The 23,642-nt window shown below is 70.7% G+C and carries 19 protein-coding genes; 15 read left to right on the top strand and 4 right to left on the bottom strand.

Annotated features, from left to right (window positions below):
* The first annotated feature begins 31 nt into the window (after positions 1–31).
* The 13 genes from ACFYXH_RS28705 (at position 32) to ACFYXH_RS28645 (ending at position 16,553) form a co-directional block, all read left to right on the top strand.
* Positions 32–1,807, top strand: a complete 1,776-nt coding sequence (locus ACFYXH_RS28705; protein ID WP_389568753.1) for a fatty acyl-AMP ligase — start codon at positions 32–34, stop codon at positions 1,805–1,807.
* A complete protein-coding gene (locus tag ACFYXH_RS28700; protein ID WP_389568752.1) occupies positions 1,804–3,738 on the top strand; it encodes an acyl-CoA dehydrogenase family protein in 1,935 nt (644 codons plus the stop codon). Before ACFYXH_RS28705 ends, ACFYXH_RS28700 begins: the two co-directional genes overlap by 4 nt.
* The gene (locus ACFYXH_RS28695; RefSeq protein WP_389568750.1) at positions 3,732–5,474 is read left to right on the top strand and encodes an acyl-CoA dehydrogenase; all 1,743 of its coding nucleotides are present in this window, start codon (positions 3,732–3,734) and stop codon (positions 5,472–5,474) included. Before ACFYXH_RS28700 ends, ACFYXH_RS28695 begins: the two co-directional genes overlap by 7 nt.
* 28 nt (positions 5,475–5,502) lie before the next feature.
* Positions 5,503–5,832: an acyl carrier protein gene (locus ACFYXH_RS28690; protein ID WP_389568747.1), complete on the top strand. Its 330-nt coding sequence runs from the start codon at positions 5,503–5,505 to the stop codon at positions 5,830–5,832.
* A gap of 2 nt (positions 5,833–5,834) precedes the next feature.
* Positions 5,835–8,831, top strand: coding sequence for a beta-ketoacyl synthase N-terminal-like domain-containing protein (locus tag ACFYXH_RS28685; protein ID WP_389568744.1), 2,997 nt, complete (start codon positions 5,835–5,837; stop codon positions 8,829–8,831).
* Positions 8,828–9,901 (top strand): 3-oxoacyl-ACP synthase III family protein, encoded by a 1,074-nt coding sequence (locus ACFYXH_RS28680; protein WP_389568741.1) that lies wholly within the window; start codon positions 8,828–8,830, stop codon positions 9,899–9,901. Before ACFYXH_RS28685 ends, ACFYXH_RS28680 begins: the two co-directional genes overlap by 4 nt.
* Positions 9,898–11,820, top strand: a complete 1,923-nt coding sequence (locus ACFYXH_RS28675) for an HAD-IIIC family phosphatase (RefSeq protein ID WP_389568738.1) — start codon at positions 9,898–9,900, stop codon at positions 11,818–11,820. Before ACFYXH_RS28680 ends, ACFYXH_RS28675 begins: the two co-directional genes overlap by 4 nt.
* Positions 11,799–12,026, top strand: a complete 228-nt coding sequence (locus ACFYXH_RS28670; protein ID WP_385306789.1) for a phosphopantetheine-binding protein — start codon at positions 11,799–11,801, stop codon at positions 12,024–12,026. Before ACFYXH_RS28675 ends, ACFYXH_RS28670 begins: the two co-directional genes overlap by 22 nt.
* Positions 12,023–12,874, top strand: a complete 852-nt coding sequence (locus ACFYXH_RS28665; protein ID WP_389568734.1) for a 2-oxo acid dehydrogenase subunit E2 — start codon at positions 12,023–12,025, stop codon at positions 12,872–12,874. Before ACFYXH_RS28670 ends, ACFYXH_RS28665 begins: the two co-directional genes overlap by 4 nt.
* Positions 12,771–13,637 (top strand): 4'-phosphopantetheinyl transferase family protein, encoded by an 867-nt coding sequence (locus ACFYXH_RS28660; RefSeq protein ID WP_389568731.1) that lies wholly within the window; start codon positions 12,771–12,773, stop codon positions 13,635–13,637. Before ACFYXH_RS28665 ends, ACFYXH_RS28660 begins: the two co-directional genes overlap by 104 nt.
* A complete protein-coding gene (locus tag ACFYXH_RS28655) occupies positions 13,634–14,884 on the top strand; it encodes an FAD-dependent monooxygenase (protein ID WP_389568729.1) in 1,251 nt (416 codons plus the stop codon). The genes ACFYXH_RS28660 and ACFYXH_RS28655 overlap by 4 nt, the downstream gene beginning before the upstream one ends.
* Positions 14,881–16,005 carry an alpha/beta fold hydrolase gene (locus tag ACFYXH_RS28650; protein WP_389568727.1) on the top strand — a complete coding sequence of 375 codons (1,125 nt, stop codon included), beginning with the start codon at positions 14,881–14,883 and terminating at the stop codon, positions 16,003–16,005. Before ACFYXH_RS28655 ends, ACFYXH_RS28650 begins: the two co-directional genes overlap by 4 nt.
* A 149-nt stretch (positions 16,006–16,154) precedes the next feature.
* On the top strand, positions 16,155–16,553 hold the full coding sequence (locus ACFYXH_RS28645; RefSeq protein WP_389568724.1) for a DUF4260 family protein: 399 nt from the start codon (positions 16,155–16,157) through the stop codon (positions 16,551–16,553).
* A 12-nt stretch (positions 16,554–16,565) separates the two neighbouring features.
* Here the strand turns inward: ACFYXH_RS28645 and ACFYXH_RS28640 are convergent, their stop codons facing one another.
* A complete protein-coding gene (locus tag ACFYXH_RS28640) occupies positions 16,566–17,765 on the bottom strand; it encodes a cytochrome P450 (RefSeq protein WP_389568721.1) in 1,200 nt (399 codons plus the stop codon).
* Between the two features lie 126 nt (positions 17,766–17,891).
* On the opposite strand from ACFYXH_RS28640, the gene ACFYXH_RS28635 reads away from it, so the two are divergent.
* On the top strand, positions 17,892–18,497 hold the full coding sequence (locus ACFYXH_RS28635) for a response regulator transcription factor (RefSeq protein ID WP_327327139.1): 606 nt from the start codon (positions 17,892–17,894) through the stop codon (positions 18,495–18,497).
* A gap of 9 nt (positions 18,498–18,506) precedes the next feature.
* Here the strand turns inward: ACFYXH_RS28635 and ACFYXH_RS28630 are convergent, their stop codons facing one another.
* The 3 genes from ACFYXH_RS28630 to ACFYXH_RS28620 form a co-directional block, all read right to left on the bottom strand.
* Entirely contained in the window at positions 18,507–19,697 is a 1,191-nt protein-coding gene (locus tag ACFYXH_RS28630) for a sensor histidine kinase (protein WP_389568720.1), read from the bottom strand.
* Between the two features lie 138 nt (positions 19,698–19,835).
* Positions 19,836–22,088, bottom strand: a complete 2,253-nt coding sequence (locus ACFYXH_RS28625; protein WP_389568718.1) for a TOMM precursor leader peptide-binding protein — start codon at positions 22,086–22,088, stop codon at positions 19,836–19,838.
* 7 nt (positions 22,089–22,095) lie between these two features.
* Positions 22,096–22,464 (bottom strand): hypothetical protein, encoded by a 369-nt coding sequence (locus ACFYXH_RS28620; RefSeq protein ID WP_389568717.1) that lies wholly within the window; start codon positions 22,462–22,464, stop codon positions 22,096–22,098.
* A 295-nt stretch (positions 22,465–22,759) separates the two neighbouring features.
* Here ACFYXH_RS28620 and ACFYXH_RS28615 point away from each other — a divergent pair, with 295 nt between their 5' ends.
* Positions 22,760–23,581 carry a BTAD domain-containing putative transcriptional regulator gene (locus tag ACFYXH_RS28615; protein WP_389569295.1) on the top strand — a complete coding sequence of 274 codons (822 nt, stop codon included), beginning with the start codon at positions 22,760–22,762 and terminating at the stop codon, positions 23,579–23,581.
* The last annotated feature ends 61 nt before the right edge of the window (positions 23,582–23,642 follow it).

Below are 23,642 nucleotides of genomic sequence, written 5' to 3'. Positions count from 1 at the left end.
TGGCCATAAGTACGCGGCTCTGGGGGAAAAGATGGCTGCACACCGGAACTTCACCGAACTCGCGTTGCACAGAGCATCGGAACTCGCGCGCCAGGAGGCCTATTTCTGCGTCCGCGCGAATCAGCAGGGAGAGCTGGAATCCGATGTGCTCAGCTATGGCGAGCTCGGCGAAAAGGCGAAACGCCTGGCCTCCTGGCTCCAGGAACACGGATCGCACGGCCACCGGGTGCTTATCCTCCAGAGCGGCGTACGGGAATTCATGAGCAGCTTCCTCGGCTGTCTCTACGCCGGGGCCGTGGCCGTGCCCGCACCGGCGCCCGTCGGATCGCGGCAGAACGTCGAACGGGTTGCCAACATCGTCCGCGACGCCTCCGTCAGCTACATCCTGACCGACGCCGCGATGGCGTCGACCGTCTCCCAGCTGCTGGCCAACATCGGCCACCCCGAGGTCGCGTGCCTGGCCACCGACCGCGCGGAGGTCGGCGACCCCGGCGCCTGGCAGGAGCCCGGCCTGTACCCCGACGATGTGGCCTTCCTGCAGTACACCTCGGGATCGGTGAGCGATCCCAAGGGCGTCATGGTCACCCACCGCAATCTGCTTGCCAATCAGCGCGCCATCCAGCAGGCCATGCGGACGACCCGTGACTCCCGGGTGGGCGGCTGGCTGCCGTTCCACCACGACATGGGACTCGTCGGGCATCTGCTGCACCCGCTGTGGCTCGGCAGCGCCGGAGTGCTGATGCCGCCGATGACCTTTGTGAAGCGCCCGCTGCGCTGGCTGCAGATGGTGGACCAGTACGGCATCACCACCGGCGGCGGCCCCAACCTGGCGTACGACCTGTGCCTGCGCCGCATCAAGGACGACCAGATGGAGCAGCTCGACCTCTCCCGCTGGGAGACGGCCGTCAACGGCGCGGAGCCGGTACGGGCCGAGACCATGGAGGCCTTCGCCGAGCGCTTCGCACCCGCCGGCTTCCGCAAGGAGGCCTTCTACCCCTGCTACGGACTCGCCGAGTCCACCCTGCTGGTCACAGGTGGGGAACCCGGGCGAACGGCCAACTCCCGGATCGTGGACGCCGTCGACCTCGAACACCACCGGCTGAGTCCCGCCGCGGCGGGCCGGCCGGCCAGGACACTGGTCAGCTCGGGCAGGCCGCAGCAGTGCGAGGTGGCCATAGTCGACCCCGCGAACTGCAGAAAGCTGCCCGCCGGCGAGGTGGGCGAGGTCTGGTTGCGCGGCGAGAGCGTCGCCCGCGGCTACTGGAACCGCCCGCTGGAGAATGCCCACGCCTTCAAGGCCACCACCGAGGACGGCGACGAGGGCTATCTGCGCACCGGAGACCTCGGCGCCATGGACGGCGACGAGCTCTACATCACCGGGCGGATGAAGGACATCATGATCGTGGCGGGCCGCAACCTCTACCCGCAGGACATCGAGCGCAGCGTCCAGCGAGTGAGCGCCCTCTTCGGCTCCAGCGCCGCCTTCGCCGTCGAGTCCGACCGGGACCATGTCGTCGTCGTCCAGGAAGTGCGCACCGGATCCGGCTTCGAGGCCGAACTGGCCTCGCTCTCCGCCGCGGTACGGATGTGTGTGTCCAAGGAGTTCGAGGTCGCGGCCGAGAACGTACTGCTGGTCCGCCCCGGCACCGTACGCCGCACCACCAGCGGCAAACTCCAGCGCACCGCCATGCGGCAGCTGTTCCTCGACGGACGGATCCAGCCGCTGCACGAAGTGCTGCACCCGGAGGTCCGCGAGCTGGTCTCGGTGAGCGGCGGCCAGGACGGCCCCGACGGGACCGGCGGATGACGGCGATCACCGAACCGGCGGAGGCGGTACGGGCCGAGGCCGTACGGACCGAGGACGACTTGGCCGCCGAGGCGCTACGGACCGAGGACGCCTTGGCCGCCGAGGACGCTTCGGCCGCCGTGCCCGCCGCGGAATCCGACACGGCCCCCGGCCTGCGCTGGCAGCTCGCGGAACAGCTGGACCGGCGGCTCGGCGACCCCAATGCCGCGGGTCCGCTCTCCTACGCCCGCGCCGCGAGCGACGACGCCGCCGAGGAGTTCCCTGCAGCCGCCTGCGAACTGCTGAGCGCCCTCGGCGTCCACCACTACTACATCCCCGCGGAGTACGGCGGTTCACTCACCGGCTTCCCGCAACTGCTCGAAATCGTGCGCACCATCGCCCGCCGCGATCTGACCACCGCCATCGGACACGGCAAGACGTTCCTCGGCGCCGTCTGCGTCTGGGTCGCCGAGGACCGCGCCGGAGCCGAACGCCTCGCCTCCCTGGTACGGGCCGGTGAACCGGTCTCCCTCGGACTCACCGAACGCACCCACGGCAGCGATCTGATGGCCGGCGAGGTCGTCGCGGAACACACCGACGGCGGCTACCTCATCAGCGGCGAGAAGTGGCTCATCAACAACGCCACCCGGGGCCGGCTCGTCTGCCTCCTCGCCCGCACCGCCGCCGAGGGCGGCCCGCGCGGCTTCAGCCTGCTGCTCGTCGACAAGGACGAACTGCCGGACGACACCTACCGCACCCTGCCGAAGGTGCACACCCTCGGCATCCGCGGCGCGGACATCAGCGGCATCGCCTTCGACCGGGCGCCCGTCGACGCCTGCGGCCTGGTCGGCCGCGAGGGCGAAGGCCCCGAGACCGTACTCAAGGCCCTGCAGATCACCCGCTCGCTGTGCACCGCACTCTCGCTCGGCGCGGCCGACCACGGACTGCGTGTCGCCTACGGCTTCGCCGCCGGGCGCGAGCTGTACGGACGCAAGCTGCTCGACCTCCCCGCGGCCCGCCGGACGCTGGCCGAGACCTACGCCGATATGCTCGCGATGGAAGCCCTGAGCACCGTCGCCGCACGTTCCATCCACACTCTGCCCGACGAGCTCAGCGTCACTTCCGCGGTGGCCAAGTATCTGGTGCCGACCGTGGCCGACGACATCCTGAACCGGCTGCGCGGGGTGCTCGGTGCACGCGCCTTCCTCACCGACTACTACGCACACGGCCGGTTCCAGAAGCTGGAGCGCGACCACCGCATCGTCGGGATCTTCGACGGCAACACCATGGTCAACCTCTATGCCCTCACAGCCCAGTTCCGCACCCTGGCCCGCCGCCACCCCGTCCACGACCGCGACCCGGACACCGTCGCCGCCACCTTCTGCTACGCCCGCGAGCTGCACGGGCTGCGCCCCGGCCGGCTCAGCCTGCTCGCGCGGCGCGGCAGCACCGTACTCGGATCGCTGCCGAAGACCGCGGAGGTGCTCGGCGCGCAGGCGTCGCGGGAGCCCGAGCTCGGCCGGGCCGCCGTGCTCGCCCACACGCTGGCGCGGGCAGCGGCCGAACTGCACACCAGGATGCGGGCCGCACGCCCCGTGCCCGGCGGCGCACCGGTCGAGAGCTTCGACCTGGCGCGCGGCTACAGCATCTGCTTCGCCGCCGCCTGCTGCCTCGGCGTATGGCAGCACAACCGGCGCCTCGCACGCGAGGTGCGCACCGCCGGGCTGTGGACGTCGGGCCTCTGGCTCGAAGCCGTACTGGCCCGGCTCGTGGACCGCCTCGAGCAGGCTGTCCCAGGGATCACGGGCCCGCAGCCACGGCGGCCCGCGGCCTACGACGCCGGACTGGAGTCGCTGTTCGAGCGGTTGCTCGGCCGGCTGACCGCACAGTACGAAGCCGGAGACCTCTTCTCGCTGCTGCCAGGCCGTATCGCAGAAGGACCGCCATGCTGACCCCGAACGCGGAAGAAGTCCTCATCCAGCAGCGCGTCGCCGACCTGGAGAGGCGCCTCGGCGACCCCGGAGATCCCGGCAACCCGCTCGGCCTGGCCGCGCTGCTCGCCGCCGACGAGCGCGGCGAACTGCTCGCCGAGGCCGAGCAGGCCCTGGCGGAGTTCCGGCTCAACGCCGAATTCGTACCGACGGAGCTCGGCGGCAGGCTGGAGCGGATCGACACGCTCGGCCGGGTGCTGCGCGGAGTCTTCCGCAGGGACGCCAGCCTGGGACTCGGCTACGGCGCCACCACCTTCCTCGCGGCGATCGCGGTCTGGGCGGCCGGCACCCCCGAACAGCAGCGGAAGGTCGCCGATCTGCTGCTCGGCGGCGGTCGGCTGGCCATCGCGTACCACGAACTCGCGCACGGCAACGACTTCGTACGCAATGAGTTCCGGGCCACGCCGACCGACGACGGCTTTGTGATGTCCGGCGCCAAACACGTCATCAACAACGTCGAACGGGCCGAAGCGCTGGTGCTGTTCAGCCGCACCGAGGAGACCGTCGGCAGCCGCAGCCACTCCGTGCTCCTCGTCGACAAGGCCGCCGTACCCGCCGACGGCTACCGCTATCTGCCGCGGTACGAGACCGTCGGCGTACGCGGCTGCCAGAACGCGGGCGTGGAGTTCACCGACTGCCCGCTGCCCGCCGACGCGCTGGTCGGCAGGCTCGGCGACGGAGTCGAACTGGCCCTGCGCTCCTTCCAGATCACCCGTAGCGTGCTGCCATCCATGATCCTCGGCGGCGGTGACACGGCACTGCGCACCGCGGTCGGCTTCGCACTGGACCGCAAGCTCTACCACCGCTCCGTGCTGGAGATCCCGCACGCCCGCGCCACCGTCGTCGGCGCCTTCACCGATCTGCTGATCAGCGACTGCCTGGCGCTGACCGCCACCCGTGCCGTACATCTGGTCCCGGAGGCCACCAGCATCTACGCGGCCGCCGTGAAGTATCTGCTGCCCAAGCTGCTCACCGAGACCGCCTACGACCTGTCCATCGTCCTCGGCGCCAACTTCTATGTACGCGACGGGGCTTATGGAGGCTTCCAGAAGCATGTGCGCGATCTGCCCATGATCAGCCTCGGTCACGCGGGCACCGCAGCCTGCCAGGCCACGATCATTCCGCAGCTGCCGAGGCTCGCCCGCACCGCCTGGTTCTCCGGAAAGCAGGCACCCGAGGGGCTGTTCCGGGTCCGCGACGGACTCCCGCCGCTCGACCCGTCCAGGCTGGTACTGGTCGCCGGAAGCGATGCGCTCGTCGGCTCGCTGGAAGGCGCGGCGGAGATCATCGCGGGCGCCGCCGGCTCCCGGGCCGGCGAGTACACCGAGGCGCTCACCGCCCTGGCCGCGGCGCTCGAGGACGAACTGCGCAGCCTCCAGGCCGAATGCCGGGACATGTCACCGAAGGACCGCACCGTCCTGGCCAGCCCCAAGGCGTACGCCATCGCGGACCGCTACACGCTGCTGCTGGCCGGCGCGGCCTGCCTCGGCGTATGGCTGCACCAGGACCCGGACGACGACCCGTTCCTCGCCTCGCCCGCCTGGCTCGCCGCCGCGCTCACCCGGCTGGTGAAGCGGCTCGGCCATCCGCTGCCCCGGCTCCCGGACGGCTGGGACGACCAGCTGCTCCACGAGGTCCTGAACCGCTATCACGAAGCACGCAGTTACGACCTGTACGACACCCCGATCGCCGGCTGACCGCAGACACGTTGTTGAGGAGCATCAGATGGCGCTGCATTCCACCGGGGGAGAAGCCCCGGGTCCCTGGTCGACCAAGCCTGTGGCCGAGTTCGACGAACGCGACTTCCGCAACTGGCTGATCACCCGGCTGAGCGAGTATCTGCAGCGCCCCGCCGAGGAGATCCGCCCGCGCACACCCTTCGCGGAGTACGGGCTGGACTCGGTGGCGGCGCTCAGCCTCTACGGGGACATCGAGGAGGAGTTCGGTCTCTTCCTCGAACCGACCGTCGCCTGGGACCACCCCACGGCCGACGATCTGGCCCGTCACCTTGCCGAGGAGTTCACGAAGGCCGGCGGCGAGCATCGGGAGGTGTGACCATGGGCCGTTCATCAGGCCCGTCCCGGCACCCGGTCGCGGTGGTGGGTCTGGACTGCAGATTCCCCGGCGCGCCAGGACCGGAGGCGTACTGGAAGCTGCTGCTGAGCGGGGCGCACGCCATCGGCGAACGTCCCGCGTCACGCGGCCCCTCGGCCGTGCCCGGTGGCTTCCTGACCGACGCCGACGCCTTCGACCGTTCCTTCTTCGCCGTGCCCACCGCCGACGCGAAAGCCATGGATCCGCAGCAACGGCTGCTGCTCGAATGCTCCTGGCGGGCCGTCGAGGACGCCGGAATCTCCCCGACGCGCCTGGCGGGCGGCTCGGTGGGCACCTATGTGGGCTCCATGTCCGACGACTGGATGCGGCTCAGCCTCGCCTCGCCCGACGGGGTCACCCCGAGGACCGGCACCGGCAGCGGCCGCTCCATGCTCGCCAACCGCATCGCCTACCAGCTCGATCTGCGCGGCCCCAGCCTCACCGTGGACACCGCGTGCTCCTCCTCCCTGGTCGCCGTGCACCTCGCCTGCACCGCCCTGCGCTCCGGCGAGTGCGACCTGGCGCTCGCCGGCGGCGTCAATATCGTCGTCGGCTCGGTCCTCGACGAGATCTACGCCCAGGCCGGGCTCGCCGCTCCCGACGGTCGGTGCAAGCCGTTCTCCGAAGCCGCCAACGGCATCGGGCGCGGCGAGGGCGTGGGCGTGGTGGCGCTGCGCCTGCTCGAGGACGCGGTACGCGACGGCGACCCCGTCCACGCGGTCATCCTCGGCAGCGCCGTCAACCAGGACGGCCGCAGCAACGGCATCATGGCGCCGCACCGCGCATCCCAGCGCGAGGTGATCGCCACCGCCTGCCGCCGGGCCGCGGTCGCGCCCCACGAGATCCGCTTCATCGAGGCGCACGGCACCGGCACACCGCTCGGCGACCAGATCGAAGTGCTGTCGCTCGGCGACGTATTCCGCGACGAACACGGCGTACGGGAGTGGCCCCTGGCCATCGGCGCGGTCAAGGGCGCGATCGGGCACACCGAGGGCGCGGCAGGGATCGCCGGACTGATCAAGACAGTGCTGTCGCTGCGGCACGGAGTCGTGCCCGGCGGTCCATGGTGCGGTCAGGAGAATCCGCGGCTCGGGCTGGCCCGCCGCTCCATGGAACTGATCAACGAGCCGCTCGCGCTGCCCGCCGACGGCTGCCGGGCGGGCGTCTCCAGTTTCGGCATGGGCGGCACCAACGCCCACGTGGTCCTCGCGACGGCCCCGCAGCCGGCGGCACCCGCCGTCGAACCCGGCCCGCGCGTCGGCGTGTTCACGCTGTCCGCCGACACCCCGCGGGCCCTGCGCCGCAATCTGCGACTCCAGGCAGTCGACGTCGCGGGCCGCACCGGCGCCGAACTCGCCCCGCTCTGCTGGACCAGCAACCGCTCCCGCTCCGCACTGCCGTACCGCTTCGCCACCGCCGCCGACGGACCCGAGGAACTCGCCTCCCGGCTGTTCGCCGGGGCGGAGCTGGAGACCGCATACGCCGAACCCGCAGCGGCCGCGGAAGAACCCTTGCTGGCCTTCGCGTTCACCGGACAGGGCGCCCAGTACCCGCGGATGACCGCCCGGCTGTACGAGCAGTCCGCCGTCTACCGGACCTTCCTCGAGGAGGCGTCCAAAGCCCTGCAGCCGTACACCGTCACCCCCGTCCACGAGTCGATCCTCGCCGGGGATCCTGCCATCCACCGGACCGGCACCACTCAGCCCGCTCTCTTCGCCGTGCAGTACGCGCTGTCCCGCACGCTGATGGAGCTCGGCGTGCGGCCGGCGGCGGTCGTCGGGCACAGCATCGGCGAGTTCGCCGCGGCCGTCGTCGCCGAGGCGCTCGACCTGGCGGACGCGGCACGGCTCGTGGCCGTCCGGGGCGCCTTTATGCAGCAACTGCCCGAGGGCGGCGGGATGCTGGCGACCAGGGCTCGCCCCGCGGAGGCCGCCGCACTTGTCGCCGACGAGCCCACCGTCGGCATCGGCGCACTCAACGGACCCGGCGCCACGGTTCTCTCCGGCGACCTTGCGGCTCTGAGCCGGATCCGCGCCCGGCTCGAGGAGCGGGGCCTTGTCTGCACGCCGCTGCGGGTCTCGCATGCGTTCCACTCGCCACTGATGACACCCATGCTGCGCCGCTTCGAGCGGGTCGCCTCACGTATCCCCGGCGGCCGGCCCCGGCTGCCGTTCCACTCGACAGTACGCGGCCGGCTGCTGGCGCCCGGCGAGGAACTGGACGCCGCCTACTGGACGGAGCACATCTCGGCGACCGTACGGTTCGAGAGCGCTGTCACCTCCCTCTGCGACCGGCCGCCCACCCATATCGTCGAGATCGGCCCCAAACCGGTGCTCAGCAATCTGATCCGGCGGATCGGGCCGGCCCGTGACGTGCCTGCCATCGGCGTCTGCCGCAACGAGGACTCCGGGCTGCGGGAGCTCGGTGAACTCCTCGCCCACCTGCACCAGGGCGGCCTCGACCCCGCCTGGGACGCCTTCTACCCGGACGCCGCGAAACGGGCCGTGCGGATGCCCGCCCATGTCTTCTCCACCGAATGGCGCTCCTGGCAGCAGCAGCTCACGGCGACGGGCCCGGCTCCGCAGCCGGCCGGCGCACCCGCCCGCGCCGCCACCGGCGGCGCCGCGCCCGACCGCGTACGCCAGGTCGTGCACGAGGCCGTCGCCATGGTCGGCGGCATCCGGCAGAACGAACTCGACGACGCCCTGCGCTTCTACGACGACCTCGGCTTCGACTCCGTGATGCTGATGGAGCTCAAGTACCGGCTGGAGGTCCGCTTCCCCGAGATCGGCGAACTGTCCATGCCGGAGATGCTCTCCAGCCTGGTCAGCGTCGAGTCACTCATCGGGTATCTGGGCGAGCAGGTGCTGTGTCTTCCCGGGGGACAACCCCCGGACCCCCGGCCGAAGAGCGGGTCGGCAGGGCGGGCCGGACCGGTCTCGCGAGGTGAGTCCGAGTGAACGTGTCCGGTGGCGCGGTGAGCCGGTCCGGCGGCCTGGGCGGACCGGTCCTGCTGGCCGGTGTCGGCACCGCCCTGCCCGGCGAGCCCGTCGACAACGCCGCGCTGTCCCGCCGCCTCGGTATCGCCCCGGAGTGGATGGAGACATTCATCGGCACCAGGACCCGGCACTTCGCGCTCGACCTCGACGGCGGAACGGTCCACTGGACCCTCGAGGACCTGTGCACCGACGCCGCCGACCGGGCGCTCGCCGACGCCGGGGCCGACCCCGACGACGTGGCGTTCATCGTCCTCGCCACCGCGACCCCGGACGCCCTGATGCCGACCACGGCCGCGCTGGTGGCCGATCGGCTCGGCATCGACGGGGTGCCCGTGTACCAGCTCCAGTCCGGCTGCTCGGGCGCCGTCCAGGCGATGGCGCTCGCCTCGTCACTCCTCGCGGGCGGGGCACGCGGCCAAAGACCGGTCGGCCTGGTGATCGGAGGCGACGTCTGCAGCAAACACCTCGATCTGCGCCAGGACTTCCGGGAGATGCCGCCCTCCCAGCTGGTCAACTATGTGCTGTTCGGCGACGGCGCGGGAGCCGTCGCCCTCAGCCGTGCACCCGGCACCGCCCGTGCCGTGCTCAGCAGGGCCGACCACCGGCTCAGCGGTCTCGGCAGCGCGCCGGGCCAGCGCGTCGAGTGGTTCGGGCAGGCGGACCGCCACTCCGGCCGGCCCGCCGTCACGGAGGACTACAAGGCCGTCGAGGCCCGGGTGCCGGTCATGGCCCAGGAGATGCTCGACACCCTGCTCGACACGCTCGGCTGGCCCGCCGAGTCCCTCGGCCATGTCCTTCCGCCACAGCTCAGCGGTCGGATGACCGAGCGGATCACGAGGGGTCTGAGGCAGGGCCTCGAGTGGGAGGAGGTCTCCTGTGTCGCGGAGACCGGAAACAACGGGAACGCGCTGGTCTTCCTCCAGCTGGAGCGGCTCCTGCCACGGCTGGCGGCAGGGGGGCGCGCGGTCGGCATCGCGATCGAGTCCAGTAAATGGATCAAGTCCGGCTTCGCAGTGGAGGCGACGGGATGAGAGCGCGGGGCGGAGCACAGCAGGAATTCCGGGCGCTGCACTCGGCGGGCCGGCTCGTCGACGCGTACGCCCGGATCCCCGAGCTGCTCGCCCGGCTCGACGACGGTGAACTCGACCTCGCGGGGCGGCTGCTCGCCCGATTGGACCCCTCGGAGGTGCTCGCGGCCCACCCCGGCACCCCGTCGGTACGGATCGCGGTGACGGGTCGCTCCACCACGGCCGGGCTCGTCCCCGCGCTCACCGCCCAGCTGGCCCGGCACGGACTGCTGCTGATCCCGTACGCGGGCGGCAGCGGCGGCTATGTCCAGGACCTGGCCGACCCGGCCTCCGGACTGTACGCACACGAGCCGGACCTCACCCTGTGCGTACTGGACCCGCTCACCGTCTGGGACCGGGTGCGGCCGCCCTGGCAGCCGTACGACACGGCCCTCGAGGCCGAGCGGCAGCGGCTGCTGCTGGCCGAACTCGGCGGCGCCCACGCGGCACACGCCCCGGCCGGCGCGACCTTGGTACTGAACACCGTGCCGCTGCTGCGGCGCTTCACCCACCAGCTCACCGGACTCGCACAACGCGCCGAACTGGGAGCCATCTGGCGCGAGTTCAATGCCGACCTGCTGCGGATGACCGACCCGGCGGCGGGTGTGGCCGTACTCGACCTGGAACCGCTGACCGCCGCCGGAGTGCGCGCCGACGATCCGCGCCTGGGCGCGTACGCCGACGCGCACTGCACCGCCGAGCTGCTCGCCGGATACGCCCGCGAGGCCGCGCACCTCGCCCGGGCGCAGCGCGGCGACGCCAAGAAGTGCCTGGTGCTCGACCTCGACGGCACGCTGTGGGACGGGATACTCGCCGAGGACGGCCCCGAGAAGGTACGGGCCGCGGACTCGCTGCGCGCGGGCGCGTTCGCCGGCTTCAGACGTACCGTCGAACAGCTCGCCTCCCAGGGCGTACTGCTCGCCGTGTGCAGCAAAAACGATCCGGTGCCGGTGGCCCGCGCCCTGGCGGCCCACCCCGACTGGCCGCTGAGCACCGATGACTTCGTCAGCATCGTCGCCGACTGGGGCTCCAAGGCCGAAGGCGTCCGCAGGATCGCGTCGGACCTGGGCATCTCGCCGTCCGCCGTGGTCTTCGCCGACGACAGCCACTTCGAGCGGGAGGTCGTACGGGCAGGAGTGCCCGGCGCTGCCGTCGTGCCCCTGGACGGCGAGCCCGCCCACCACACCGAACGCCTGCTGGCCGACGCCTGGTTCGACGTACCCTCCGTCACCGAGGAGGACCGCGGCCGGGCCGCCCGCTACCGGGAACGCGAACAGCGCGAGCGCAGGCGGGCCGCGTCGAAGGACTACGAGAGCTTCCTGAAGAACCTGGACATCGAGGTCGACGCCGGCCCCGCCGCCAGTCATGAGACCGCAAGAATCGCCCAGTTGAGCCTGCGGACCAACCGCTTCAACCTCACCGGGGAACGGCTGACCGGCGCACAGATCCAGCGCATCGCGCAGGACCCGGACGCGCTCGTGCTCGCGGTACGGGCCATCGACCGCTTCGGCGACGACGGAGTGGTCGGCGCGGTGTTCGCCCGCACGGACGGCGCGGGACTGCATCTGGAGAACATGGTCGTCAGCTGCCGGGTGCTCGGTCGCGGGATCGAGAACGCCGTTCTGGCCGGGCTGCTGCACGCGGCCCGCGAGGCCCACCTGCCCGCCGTACACGCAGCGTGGCGGCCGACCGTGGCCAACGAGGCGCAGCGCGCTTTCTGTCCCGCGCACGGCTTCCGGACCACGCACGAGAGCAGTGGCGAGGTCCGCTACCTGCACGCTCTGGAGGAGCTGCCGCCGGTCCCGTCCCATGTGCGGCTGCGGCTGCGCCTCACGCACGACCTGGCCCAGGAGGTGGAGTCATGCACACCGTCGTCGATCTGATCTCTCTCGCCAACGAACACCTGGGCACCGATCTCGAGCCGGCCGACGCGGAACGTGAGCTGACCGAGCTGCCCTGCTGGGACTCGGTGAGTCTGCTGCGTCTGGTCAGCCTGCTGGAGCGGGAGCTGGGCAGGCCGGTGCCGGTAGCCGAACTGCTCGAGGCGCGCAGCCTGGGCGAGATCTGGACCGTAGCGGTGGGGACATGAGCGTGTCCGGTGACCGGGCGAGGCGCCATACGCGCTACTACCTGAACTGGGCACGGGCGGCGGCCCCCGTGCATCTGGGCGCCGATGTCGACATGACCCGCGTCGAGGAGCACCGCGCGGCGGCGCGCCGGGCGGACCTGCGGTACTCGGTGGTGAGTTATCTGCTGTACGCCGCCGGGCGGGTCGTCGCCCGGCATCCCGAGGCCCGCGCGATCGCGCGGGGCGTTCTGTGGCCGCGCACCGCGCCGCTGCCGGACGTGGCGGCCAAACTCGCCCTCGACCGCAGGATCGAAGGCGGCGAGCGCGTGGTGCTCACCGCCGTACTGCCGCGCATGGACGTGGCGTCACTGACGGAGATCCAGGATTTGGTGGACCTGTGCCGCGAGAGCGACCCGCACGACCTTCCCGGTGCCGCCGCGGTGCGGCTGCTGAACCAGCTGCCGCCGCCCGTCGGGGAGTTGGTGTTCCGGCTCGGAGTACGGAGTCCGGGCACCAGGGCCCAGCGGCTCGGGACCTTCGCGGTGAGCTCGCTCGGGCACCGCGCTGTCGACATCTTCCACTCCTACGGCGGCACGGCGGTCACCTTCTGCGCGGGACGGGTGGCCGACCGTGCCGTGGTGCGTGGTGGCCGGGTGGCGGCAGCGCCGGTCATGCGCCTCGGCCTGACCTTCGATCACAGAGTGCTCGACGGAGCTGCCGCGGCGGACGTACTCGACGGAGTGGTGAAGCGGTTGGAGGGCTGGCATGGTGATCTTTCCGGGACCCGTGGCGAACCCCGCGACGGAGCAGGGATTCGCGCGGCCCGTGCGGGTGACCGGCCCCGAGGGCCCCTGGGAGCAAGTCCGTGACGCGGTACGGGAGTACGGCAGCGTGGTGGTCCACGCCCAGCTGGACGACTGGCTGCCGGCCGACCTGGACGCGCCGGAGCTGCGCCCGCTGCTGGGCCGCGACTACGCGCGCTTCTCCGCCATGACGCACTATCAGATCCGGTCCCGTTTCGTGGCGTCCAGGCTGCTGCTCAAACATGTCGCGTGCGCGGTCATCGAGGCCTCACCACAGAGTGTCGAACTCGCCTACAAGCCGGGCGGACGCCCCTATCTGCGCGGCCTCGACCAGATCGACATCAGCCTCAGCCACACCGACACGCTGCTCCTGGTCGGGCTGACCCGCCGGGGCTGGATCGGCGTGGACGCCGAGCTCAGGGACCGGCCGATGCTCGGACTCGGCACCGAGAACCAGGTGTGTACGCCGCACGAGCGCACGGCCCTCGCGCAGATCGCCGACGAGCGGCGCAACGGCGCGCTGGTACGGCTGTGGACGCTGAAGGAGGCGTACAGCAAAGCGATCGGACAGGGCATGCGGTTCCGTTTCACCGAGTTCGGCTTCGGGCCCCAGGAGCGCAGGGTGCAGGTCCTGAGACCGGACGGATCGCGGGGGACCGGCGACGAATGGACCTTCCACACCTGCCTGGTGGACCGCCGGTACACGGTGAGCGTGGCGCTGTTCGACGCGGGCTTCGGGGACACCAGCGACACCGCGGCCTCCACCATGCTCGACGCCGGCCTTCTGGAGGCGCTGGCGAACACCGGACAGGACGAGTCATCGGCATGACGATCACGACAGAGGTCTGTGTGGTGGGTGGCGGCCCCGGGGGCCGCGCTCTCGCTCTCGCGCTGGTACGCCTCGGGCGCCGGGTGGTCCTGCTGGAACAGCGCACGGGCGGAGCACGCGTCTTCCGCGGCGAATCCGTCTCCCCCGACGGGGTGCGCCTGCTGGCCGGCCTGGACGTGCTGGAACGCGTGCGGGAGCACACGCACGAGGTGACCCGGCTGGAGATCGCCGACGGAGGCGCCCGTGTCCTCGACGTACGGTTCGAGACCTTCCCGTACGCCTATCGCCATCCGGTGGAGCTGGCCCAGCCCGTACTGCTGTCCGCGCTGGCCGAGGCGGCCGCGGAGCAAGGCGGCTGTACCGTCGTCGAACCGGCCTCGGCGGCCGAGCTGCTGCTGGACGGCGGCGCGGTGCGCGGTGTGTGCGCCAGGACGCCCGACGGGCTGATGGAGATACGGGCCGAGATCACCGTCGGCGCGGACGGCCGCTACAGCTCCGTACGCCGGCTCTCCGGCCTCGACCACGCCGCGAAGCGCACGCCGCTGGAACGGGACGTGATCTGGATGAAGCTGCCGTTCCCGGCCGCCTGGGACCGGCGCGCCTACCGGGTACGGATCAGCTCGGGCCGCCACGGACTCTTCCTGCCCAGCACCGACGGCACTCTGCGGGTGGGCCTCAACATCCCCAAGTGCGGTCTGCGCGAACTGCGTTCGGGCGGCCTCGGGCAGCTGCACGCGCGGCTCGCGGAGCTCGCGCCCGAGCTCGAGAAGGAGGCTGTCGACGGCATACGCGGCTGGTCCGACACCACTCTGCTGGACATCTTCACCACCGATGTACGGCGCTGGTCGGCGCCCGGAGTCGTACTGATCGGCGATGCCGCGCACACTCTCTCGCCCGTACTCGGCCAGGGCGTCAACCACGCTCTGGCCGACGCATTCGCACTCGCTCCGCTGCTCGCCGATGCCCTCGGTGCGCCCCGCAGCGGCCGCCCGGCCGCCCTCGCCGCCGCCGTGCTCGCCTTCCAGCAGGCCAGGGAGGGCGCGGTCCGGCGCTCCCGGGGGCTGCAGCTGCGCCAGGAGCGGATGTTCAGCATCTCCGCGCGGCCTGCGGCGGCGCTGCGGCGCACCGTGTACCGGACGATGAACGCGAGCCCCGCCCTCCAGCGCCGGGTGCTCGCACCGGCGTACTTTCCCGGTCAGCGGCCCGAGCCCGCTGCCGTCCTGCGCCGGACGGAGCAGCGGACATGAACGATCCGCACGGGCCCTCGCTGTCGCTGCAGGAGTTGCGGCGCCATGTGCTGCTGCACGCCCGCGCACAGGGCCTCGCACCCGCCCACTGCCGCCGGCTGCTGGCCGAGGTGGCGACCGCGCACGGAGCGGGGCGCGACTCCTGGCCGGCCGTCTGGACCCGCGCGGGGGACCGGCTGGCCGGCCGCGGCAAATGGCTGGAGGCCTGCCGCCACTACGGCCTCGCCCGCTTCCCGTACGCCGCCGCCGACGATGTCGTACGCCGTCGCGCGCAGCTGCTGTGCGTCCAGTCCTTCGACCAGTGGCGCCGGACGCGCCCCGGCCTGGACCGTATCGACATCGCCCTGTCCGAGGGCAGGTTCGCCTGCTGGACGGCCGGACTCTCCGCCACCCGGCCCCGTCCGCTGATCGTCGTCATGGGCGGCATCGTCAGCGTCAAGGAACAGTGGGCGCCGATCCTGGCGCGCGCCGACGCGCTCGGCGTGGCCCTGGCAGTCACCGAGATGCCGGGCGTCGGTGAGAACACGCTGCCGTACCGCGCGGACAGCCATCGCATGCTCAGCGCGGTGCTCGACGCGGTGGCGGACCGGGCCGAGGTGCGGCGGACGTGCGCCATCGCGCTGAGCTTCGGCGGCCATCTGGCACTGCGCGCAGCCCTCGTCGACGAGCGGGTGCGCGGGGTCGCCACCGTGGGCGCACCGCTGCGTCACTTCTTCCTCGACCGGGAGTGGCAGCGCCAGGTCCCCGACACGACTGTGCTCACGCTCGCCCATCTCATCGGCTGCAAGCCGGATGACGTCCTCGACGCCGTGCGTGAATGGGCGCTGTCCGAGGACGAGTTGAGACGGTTGGACATCCCGGTCACCTACGCGGCCGCGCTGCGCGACGACATCGTGCCGCTCGCCGAGACGGCCGCGCTGCTGTGCAAGCGCACGGCCCGGCGGGAGGTGCTGCTGCTCGACGACGAGCACGGCGCGCCCGCGGAGCTTGCCCGGGTACGGGTCGCGTTGCTGCGCGCGGCGCTTCGTACGGTCGGGGCGCGTCCGGTGCGCCGTGCGCTCCTCGGGGCGGTGGGCGGGGCGCAGCGCCTGCTGAGCCGGAGAGGACGGCTGGCTGTATGAACGACGCCCGCGGCAGGCGAACTGGGGCTCCGCCCCGGGCCCCGCGCCTCAAACGCCGGCGAGGCTGGATTTTCCCGCCCGTCGGGCGGGAAAGTCGGCCCGTCCGGCGATTGAGGACACGCCCGAAGGTCGTCCGGGGGCCTGGGGGCTTGCCCCCAGTTGGGGGAAGGGGCGGGGAACGCTCCGGCTGGACCTACCACGCCCCCGCGGGGCGGACCCTCAGCGGCGTCGTCGGCGTGGCCGCGCTCGTCGCGGGCGCGCGCCTCGGCGGGGCCCGCAGCCGGGTGCTCCGGACGACCGCCGTGCTCCCCGACATCGCCCTGCTCTACGGCATCGCGGCCGCGCCCGCCTTCGAGCGCCTGCCCTCCTACGCCGTACGCCCCTACAACGTGCTGCACTCGCCCGCCGTACCCGCCGCGCTGCTCACGCTCGCGGCCCTCACACGCAGCCGGCGTTTCGCGGTCGCCGGGCTCGGCTGGCTGGGCCATATCGCCGTCGACCGCGCCTTCGGGTACGGGCCCCGTAGGCCCGACGGTCTGCGGTACTGAACTCCTTGTTTCTCAGCCCCAGTTCACCGGCAGCGACTCCAGCCGGTTGACCAGCAGCCCGGTGTGCATCCGGACCTCCTCCACCGGCACGGCAAGTCGCAGCGAGGGGAAGCGGCGGGCCAGCGAGCCGAGGGCGATCTGCAGCTCGGCCCGTGCCAGCGGTGCGCCCAGGCAATAGTGCGGGCCGTGTCCGAAGGCCAGATGCGGAGCGTCCCGGCGGCCCGGATCGAAGCGGTCCGCGTCCGGGAACCGGCTCTCGTCCCGATTGGCGGAGCAGATCGCTCCGATGACCGCGCTGCCCGCGGGCACGGTCGTGCCGGCCACCTCGATCTCGGCCGTGGTGACCCTGAGCGGACCGCCGTCCCCGATGGGATTGATCCGCAGCAACTCCTCCACGAGCGTGGCCGCCGGCTCCGGCGACGCGGGCACCAGACCCATGCCGCCGCTGTGCCGCAGCAGCGTGAACACCGAAGTGCCCAGCACCCCCACCGTCGTCTCGTGCCCGGCGATCAGCAGCGTCATCGCCATGGTGATCAGCTCGTGCTCGGTCAGCGGGCCGTCCTCGTCCCGTACCTGGACGAGCGCGCTGAGCAGGTCGTCGCCGGGCTGCTGCCGCTTCTCGGCCACGAGGTGCTGCAGATAGGTGACGAGCGCCAGCTTGCGCTCCAGCATCTGCTCGGGCGTGTGCGCGGTGAGCGAGAGGACCGCGTCCGACCAGCCCCGGAACAGCTCCCGGTCGGCGAAGGGCACACCCAGCAACTCGCAGATCACGGCAACGGGATAGGGGAAGGCGAAGGCCTCGTTGAAGTCGACCGGGCCACCCTGATCCGCCATCCGCTCCAGCAGGCCGTCCGCCAGCTCCTGGATGCGGGGCCGCAGCAGGTCAACCCGGCGCGCCGTAAAGGCACTCGAGACGAGGGAGCGCAGCCTGGTGTGCTCCGGCGGGTCCATGGTGAAGAGACCGCCCGCGTCGAACGGGACGGCTGTGAGCTTCGGCGACTCGGGAAGCACCGTGGCCGCTCTGCTGCACCGGGCGTCGGAGAGGACAGTACGTACATCGTCGTAGCGGCTGAACAGATACGCTCCGTCGCCACTGGGCATGACGACGTCGGACACCGGGGCGTCGCTGCGCAGCCGCGCGTACTCCTCCGGAAGGTCGGTCGCCGAGTGACGAGGGGGCGGGTAGCTGCGCACCGCGGAGTCCTGAGGCATGACCACACCGTCCGACCTGGTACTCGGGATGTGCTCGAGCGGGTGTTCAGGACGGGTCGGAGAGGTATCCTCAGCCTTCGCTGACGGCGGGTTGGGGGAGGCCGAGTGCTGCGGGATGCATCGCACATGATCAGAGTGGTCCTTGCCGAGGACATGCACATGGTGCGGGGAGCACTGGTCGCCCTGCTCAACCTCGAGGCCGACATACAGATAGTGGCGGAGGTCGGAACGGGACGTGACATTCTGCCCGCGGTGCTGCAGCACCATCCCCATGTGGCGGTGCTCGACATCGATCTGCCGGGTATCGACGGGCTGTCCGCCGCCGCCGAGGTCCATGCCAAACAGCCGTCCTGCCGCACCTTGATCCTCACCGGACTCGGCCGACCCGGCAATCTGCGCCGGGCGCTGGAGGCCCAGGTGTCCGGGTTCATCCTCAAGGACGCGCCGCCGAGCCAACTCGCCGACGCGATCAGGCGGGTGTCCTCGGGTGAGCGGGTGATAGACCCGCAGCTCGCCCTCGACGCCTGGGCGGCCAGGGACAACCCCCTCACCGCCCGGGAGACCGAGGTGCTGCGGATGGCCGCGGGCGGGGCCGAGGCGCCCGACATCGCGGGACGGCTGTATCTGACCGTGGGGACCGTACGGAACTATCTGACGACGGTCGTCACCAAACTGGGCGCGCGCAACCGCGTCGACGCGATCCGCATCGCCCGGGAGCAGGGCTGGCTCTGAGCGCCCGCCCTAGATGATCTGCTTGTCCATGAGGACCAGGGTCGGCCGGTGCGCCCTCCGGCTCTCCCCGCAGTCCAGCGGCACCTTCGCCTCCAGATGGAAGCAGCCGTCCGCCCGTACACCGGCGGTGAGTTCACCGCCGATCGCGCTGACACGGGTGGAGAGATTGCCGATTCCGCTGCCGTCGTACGCGGCCGGATCGCCGGAGCTGCGGGCGACCCCGTCGTTCCTCACATGCAGCACCACCGTGCCATTGCCCATATCCCGTGCCGAGATGCGGCAGCGGCGGACCGTGCTGTGCCGCAGGATATTGGTGATCCCCTCCCGCAGTACGGTCGCCAGCACCGTGCCCACCCGGTCGGGCAGGTCCATCAGTGTGGAGTCGACCTCGATGCCGATGCCTGCCGCGCTGAACACCGAGCGGGCGGAGGCGAGTTCCGCGCAGAACGACATGTCCCGATAGCTGCGGGCGACCTGCCGGGTGTCGGCGAGCGCCTGACGGGAGATCTCCAGCACGGTGGAGAGCTCTTCGCGGGCCCGCGCCGGATGCTGATCGACCAGCCGCAGGGTCAGCTCGCTGCGGAGTGTGATCGCCGAGAGGCTGTATCCCAGCAGATCGTGCAGATCGCGGGCGAAGCGCAGCCGCTCCTGTTCCACCGCGAGCCGGGCGATCTCCTGTTGCGCGCTGCGCAGTTTGAGCACCATCTCGGAGAGCGAGGTCAGTCCGTAGACCAGACTCGCGGTCGTGATGGTGGAGACGCCGATGTACGTGGCGTCGAGGTAGGCCCTGCCGGACCAGGTAGTCGTCAGGCCCATGGTGGTGGCGACGGTGAGTCCTGCGCACACCCATGACCACGGTGAGCGCAGGACGAGCAGCAGTGATCCGGTGAGAAAGCCGGTGATCCCCACCCAGGCGGTACCCATCAGCAGGATCGGCGGATAGCTCAGCGCCAGTTGGATGACCAGGATCCAGTACTGCTGTCTGCGCTTGAGCCGTACCCGGCGGGGTGCCGAGAGCACCACCTGGCACGCGAACATCCCGAGCAGGGCCAGCGCGCCCGCGATGAGTTGGAACAAGCTCTGCTGCACGGTGAGCAGATGCAGGGTCGCAGCGGCCAGCACGCCGCCGAGAGCAACCAGCAGGATGCCCAGGGCGATCTTGGGAGCCAGTCCCGCATCCCCTCCATCGCGACCGTACATGGCTGGATCGCGGTGGTCTGCGCTGTGCAAGTGTTGTCTCTCCTGGGTTCGATTCACGTCAAACATGTGACCCCCCGTTGCACCGCGTAGCGTGGTTTCAGATCCTAGGCGAGTGCAACGGGGCCGTGACTGTCATTACTAGACAAACAGCGGTATCGGATTGAGCTCCTCGTAGGGAATCGGCGTGGTGCGCCGCCCCAGACGCACGGGTACGTCATAGAGCCTGCCGGGACCGAAGCGTGTCCAGAAGTGGCGCAATCCGGGTACCAGAACCTTCACTGCCGGGAGCTCCAGATCCGGCCGGGTCTGATCGAGGACCAGCAGCTCCATGCCGTGTGCGCGGACCAGTTGCTCCGCGGCATGGACGTCGTCCAGGAGGTCCGGGCGCAGGGTGTAGCCGTACTCGGCACGGCGCTTCGCCGGGACCTTTGGATCGGGGCCCAGATAGGGCTGATTGGCAAGAGTGCGGCGGGTGCACCAGTCGAGGAGGGCGAAGTCGTCCTCGGCAGGCGCCTCCAGTACGGCGGGCAGCAGCTGATTCATCTCGGTGAGTGCGCGCCGGAGTGCGATATCGGGATCGAAGTGGCAGCCGAAGCCGAACATGATGTCCTCCTCCGGCTTGTCGGTCCGGCGCGAGATAGCGGCCATCGATGGAATGCCCAGGTCGGAGGTGAGGTCGAGCACCCAGAACTCCCGTTTGAGCAAGGAGTACTCGGCGCGCATCCCGTCGATCCACGGGTCGGGGAACGAGTCCAGGTCCACTGCCGGCTGTGAGGTGCGGTTGTACCACCACAGCGCGACCGAGTCCCGCTCGACGAGCTCGAAAAAGCCTTGCAGGATGGCGTCTTCGAGGCTGCTGCCCGCGGCGTTGCCATTGGAGTCGGCCACGGTGAAGCAGGGGCCCTTGACGGGCGGTGGGGCGAAGTAGAGCATCCCGGTCGGCACCATCCGGTGCCTGCCGTGGGTGACCGACCAGACCGGCGTCCAGTCGACGGCCGCCTTCTCGTCGAACGGGTCGCAGATGTACTGGAACGGTGGCTGTACGGCGTTCCACTGCAGTCGGTCCGTGTACTGCCGCTCGTGGTACAGCTGGCACTCATTGGGGTGGATCGCCTCCCCGGCCAGCTCCCTGAGACTGGCGCGGATCCGCGGCTCGTCCCCGTGCATCGTTGCGGAGTAACGTTCCACCGCTTCGCAGAGCGCGCCGACCTTCGCATCCAGAGCGGTGACCCCCTTGCCACCGCTCTGGCTGCGCAATCCGGAGCGGAACGCCGCGAGACTGCGCGCGGTCCACGCCGGATTGGGCCCTGAGTGGTACGCGTTGAGGAAGTCGGGACCGCCGGGCGCGCGGTGCAGCGAGCTGACCACTCCGGTGACCGTGCCGACCAGGTGCTCGTAGCGTTCCATGACCTGTTCGGCCGTCAGGGCCCGGTGGCCGTTTCCGCTGAAGGTCTTCTTGGGCCGCGAGGTGAGGGTGATGGGCTGCTGCACGCGGTCCCCGACGAGCCGCGGGTCGCCGCATTCGGGGCATTGCGGCCGCTGACCGACCGGATGTGCCCGGATGGCGAGCTGAAGAGTGTCCAGAACTCGTATGGCCAGCTGGCTCTTGTCGCGGTAGCCGGCAACCCACTTGGCGGCTTCCACAGCGATCGCCTGCAGGGCCAGCGAGCGGCTCGCGGCGATGGTCGCGCGTGGCGGCGTTGGCGGCGACGACATGCCGAGCGCCTGCCCGACGAGCTGTTCCGGCTGGCGGTGGTGCTTGAGCCGGTAGGCCATACAGCTCCAGCAGGCCCCTTCGCCCGGCTGGAACACCGGCCCGATCCATGGTTCGACGCCATGTGGTTTGGCGAGCAGCCAGGGACGTCCGCTGCGGCGCTGTTCCTTGTCGATGTCATGCAGCTGAGGCAGGAGATAGTCGTCGCACAGGACGACCGTCAGATCACAGCCGCCGGGGCCGCTCAGCGCGACCCCGGCGGTGAAAAAGGCGTCCTGGGCGGTCGGCCCGCCGACGTCATCCAGGTCCAGCAATCGGACCCGGCCCTCGGTCAGCGCTCTTCCGGCAAGCGTCGCCTCCAGACCGGCGGCTTCCCAGTACGCCGATGCGTCCTGGTCCGTCGATTCGGTTTGCGGCGCGGCATACCCGGTGACCAGATTCGCCTGCGTCAGCTTCCCCAGGAGACTGCCGAGTTCGGTGGGCGACAGCATTCCCTGGGTGTCCCGCACAAGGGCGGGCAGGTCCCGGCTGCCGTCCAGTAGAGGGGCGATGGCTGCTACTGCGTCGCCCTCGATCGCGGTGACACCCTGTTCGGAGACCAGATAGGTCGCCTCGCCCGGTATGACGGCGGTGGTGAGGTGTCTCCTGAACCCGATCCGTGGCCATAGGGAATCCATGTGCAGCTCACACGGGCAGGGTGTCGACGGCGCCCTGTCGGGCTGCCGGCCCAGGGGGGTAGGGCTGCTCGGTGAAGCAGATGCAGGCACGTACCGCCCCACGAACGGAGTGCGCGGCGTCCGGTTCCCCCGAGGAGCTGAGGTTGGTGATCGTGACTTCGATGTCGGCCTCCGCCGGCAGCGCGGGGACGGTGCTTTCCGGTGTCATCGGAATGCCGAATTCGGCGAGAACATTGCGCGGCTCCAGCGCGTACCGCAGGGCGAGTTCCGGCTGCAGAAAGCTCCGGGCGACGAGTTCGGCGAAACGCCAGTCGTGTTCCACGGAGGTGGTGCAGGCCCCTTGAGCTGCGGTTCCGCTGGACGCGTAACCAGACATCATCGTGCTCCCATCGTGATGTGAACGGTGCCGGGCGGATGTTTCCCCTGCGGATGTTCGGCTGCGCATACGAGAGCAGTGTGCTGTCGGGTGACTTGAATCGAACAGTGGAGGCGTCATCTCCCTGGATGTGAAGATTTCATAGGCCCGTTCCAGGTGATCTCCATGCATGGGTTATGAGCTGGTCACTGTTTCTGCACATGTGCTGCATGGGACCCTCCGTGAATCAGCTTCTCGCCACAGAGGAGCTGTCCGACGGGGTGAGGAAAAGGCCATGCCGAACAGGGGGCGCCGAGTGCGCGTCGAAGTACTGGGAACTCTCTGCGGCGAGGCCGCGGGAGTGTCGGTGCTTCCCAGCGCCTCAAAACCGCGGCAGATCCTGGCTCTTCTCGCCCTCAACGCGCAGCACATCGTGCCGGTCCCTGTCCTCATGGAAGAGCTCTGGGGCGCGGGCCCGCCGCGCAGCGCGCCCACCACGCTGCAGACGTACATCCTGCAACTGCGCCGCAGACTGCGTGCCGCGATTCCCGAAACGACGGGGGTCTGGGACAAGAACGTGCTGGTGACACGGCACGGCGGCTATCTGCTCGACACGGATCCCGCCGATATCGATGCCCTGGAGTTCGACAGGCTCACCTGTGCCGGCCACACGGCCTTCGAAGTCGGCGACATGGCTGCCGCATCGGGCAGTCTCACCGCGGCTCTTGAGCTGTGGCGCGGCCCGGCGCTGGCCGACGTACCCCACGGGCGGCATCTGGGTATCGAGGTGACCCGCCTGCAGGAGAGCCGCCTCGGTGCGCTGGAGCGACGCATCGGCGCGGATGTACGGCTCGGCAGGCACCGGGAAGTGCTCGGTGAGTTGTGCGCGCTGTGCGAACGCCACCCCTTGCACGAGAGTCTGCGGGCGCTGCAGATGCTCGCCTACTGCGCGGACGGCAGGTCGTCCGACGCACTGATCGCCTACAAGCGCCTTCGCGAAACCCTGATCGAGGAACTGGGCCTTGAGCCTTCTCCCCGAATTCAGCGGCTTCACCAGGCAATCCTCCGCGGTGAGGAAGCCATGGAAGTGTGGAGCGGCTCTTGCCGCCCGGGTGGTGCCGGCGTTCTCACCGGCTGACGCCGTACCCCGGTGAACCCGCTCCACCTCACTCCAGCTCTGATCAAGCCGCCTTCCAGTG

Origin of the sequence: Streptomyces sp. NPDC002730, from assembly GCF_042888805.1 — a bacterium.
Lineage (GTDB): Bacteria > Actinomycetota > Actinomycetes > Streptomycetales > Streptomycetaceae > Streptomyces.
The sequence above is the reverse complement of the archived record's forward strand: the minus strand, read 5'-3'. Positions and strand labels throughout refer to the sequence as shown.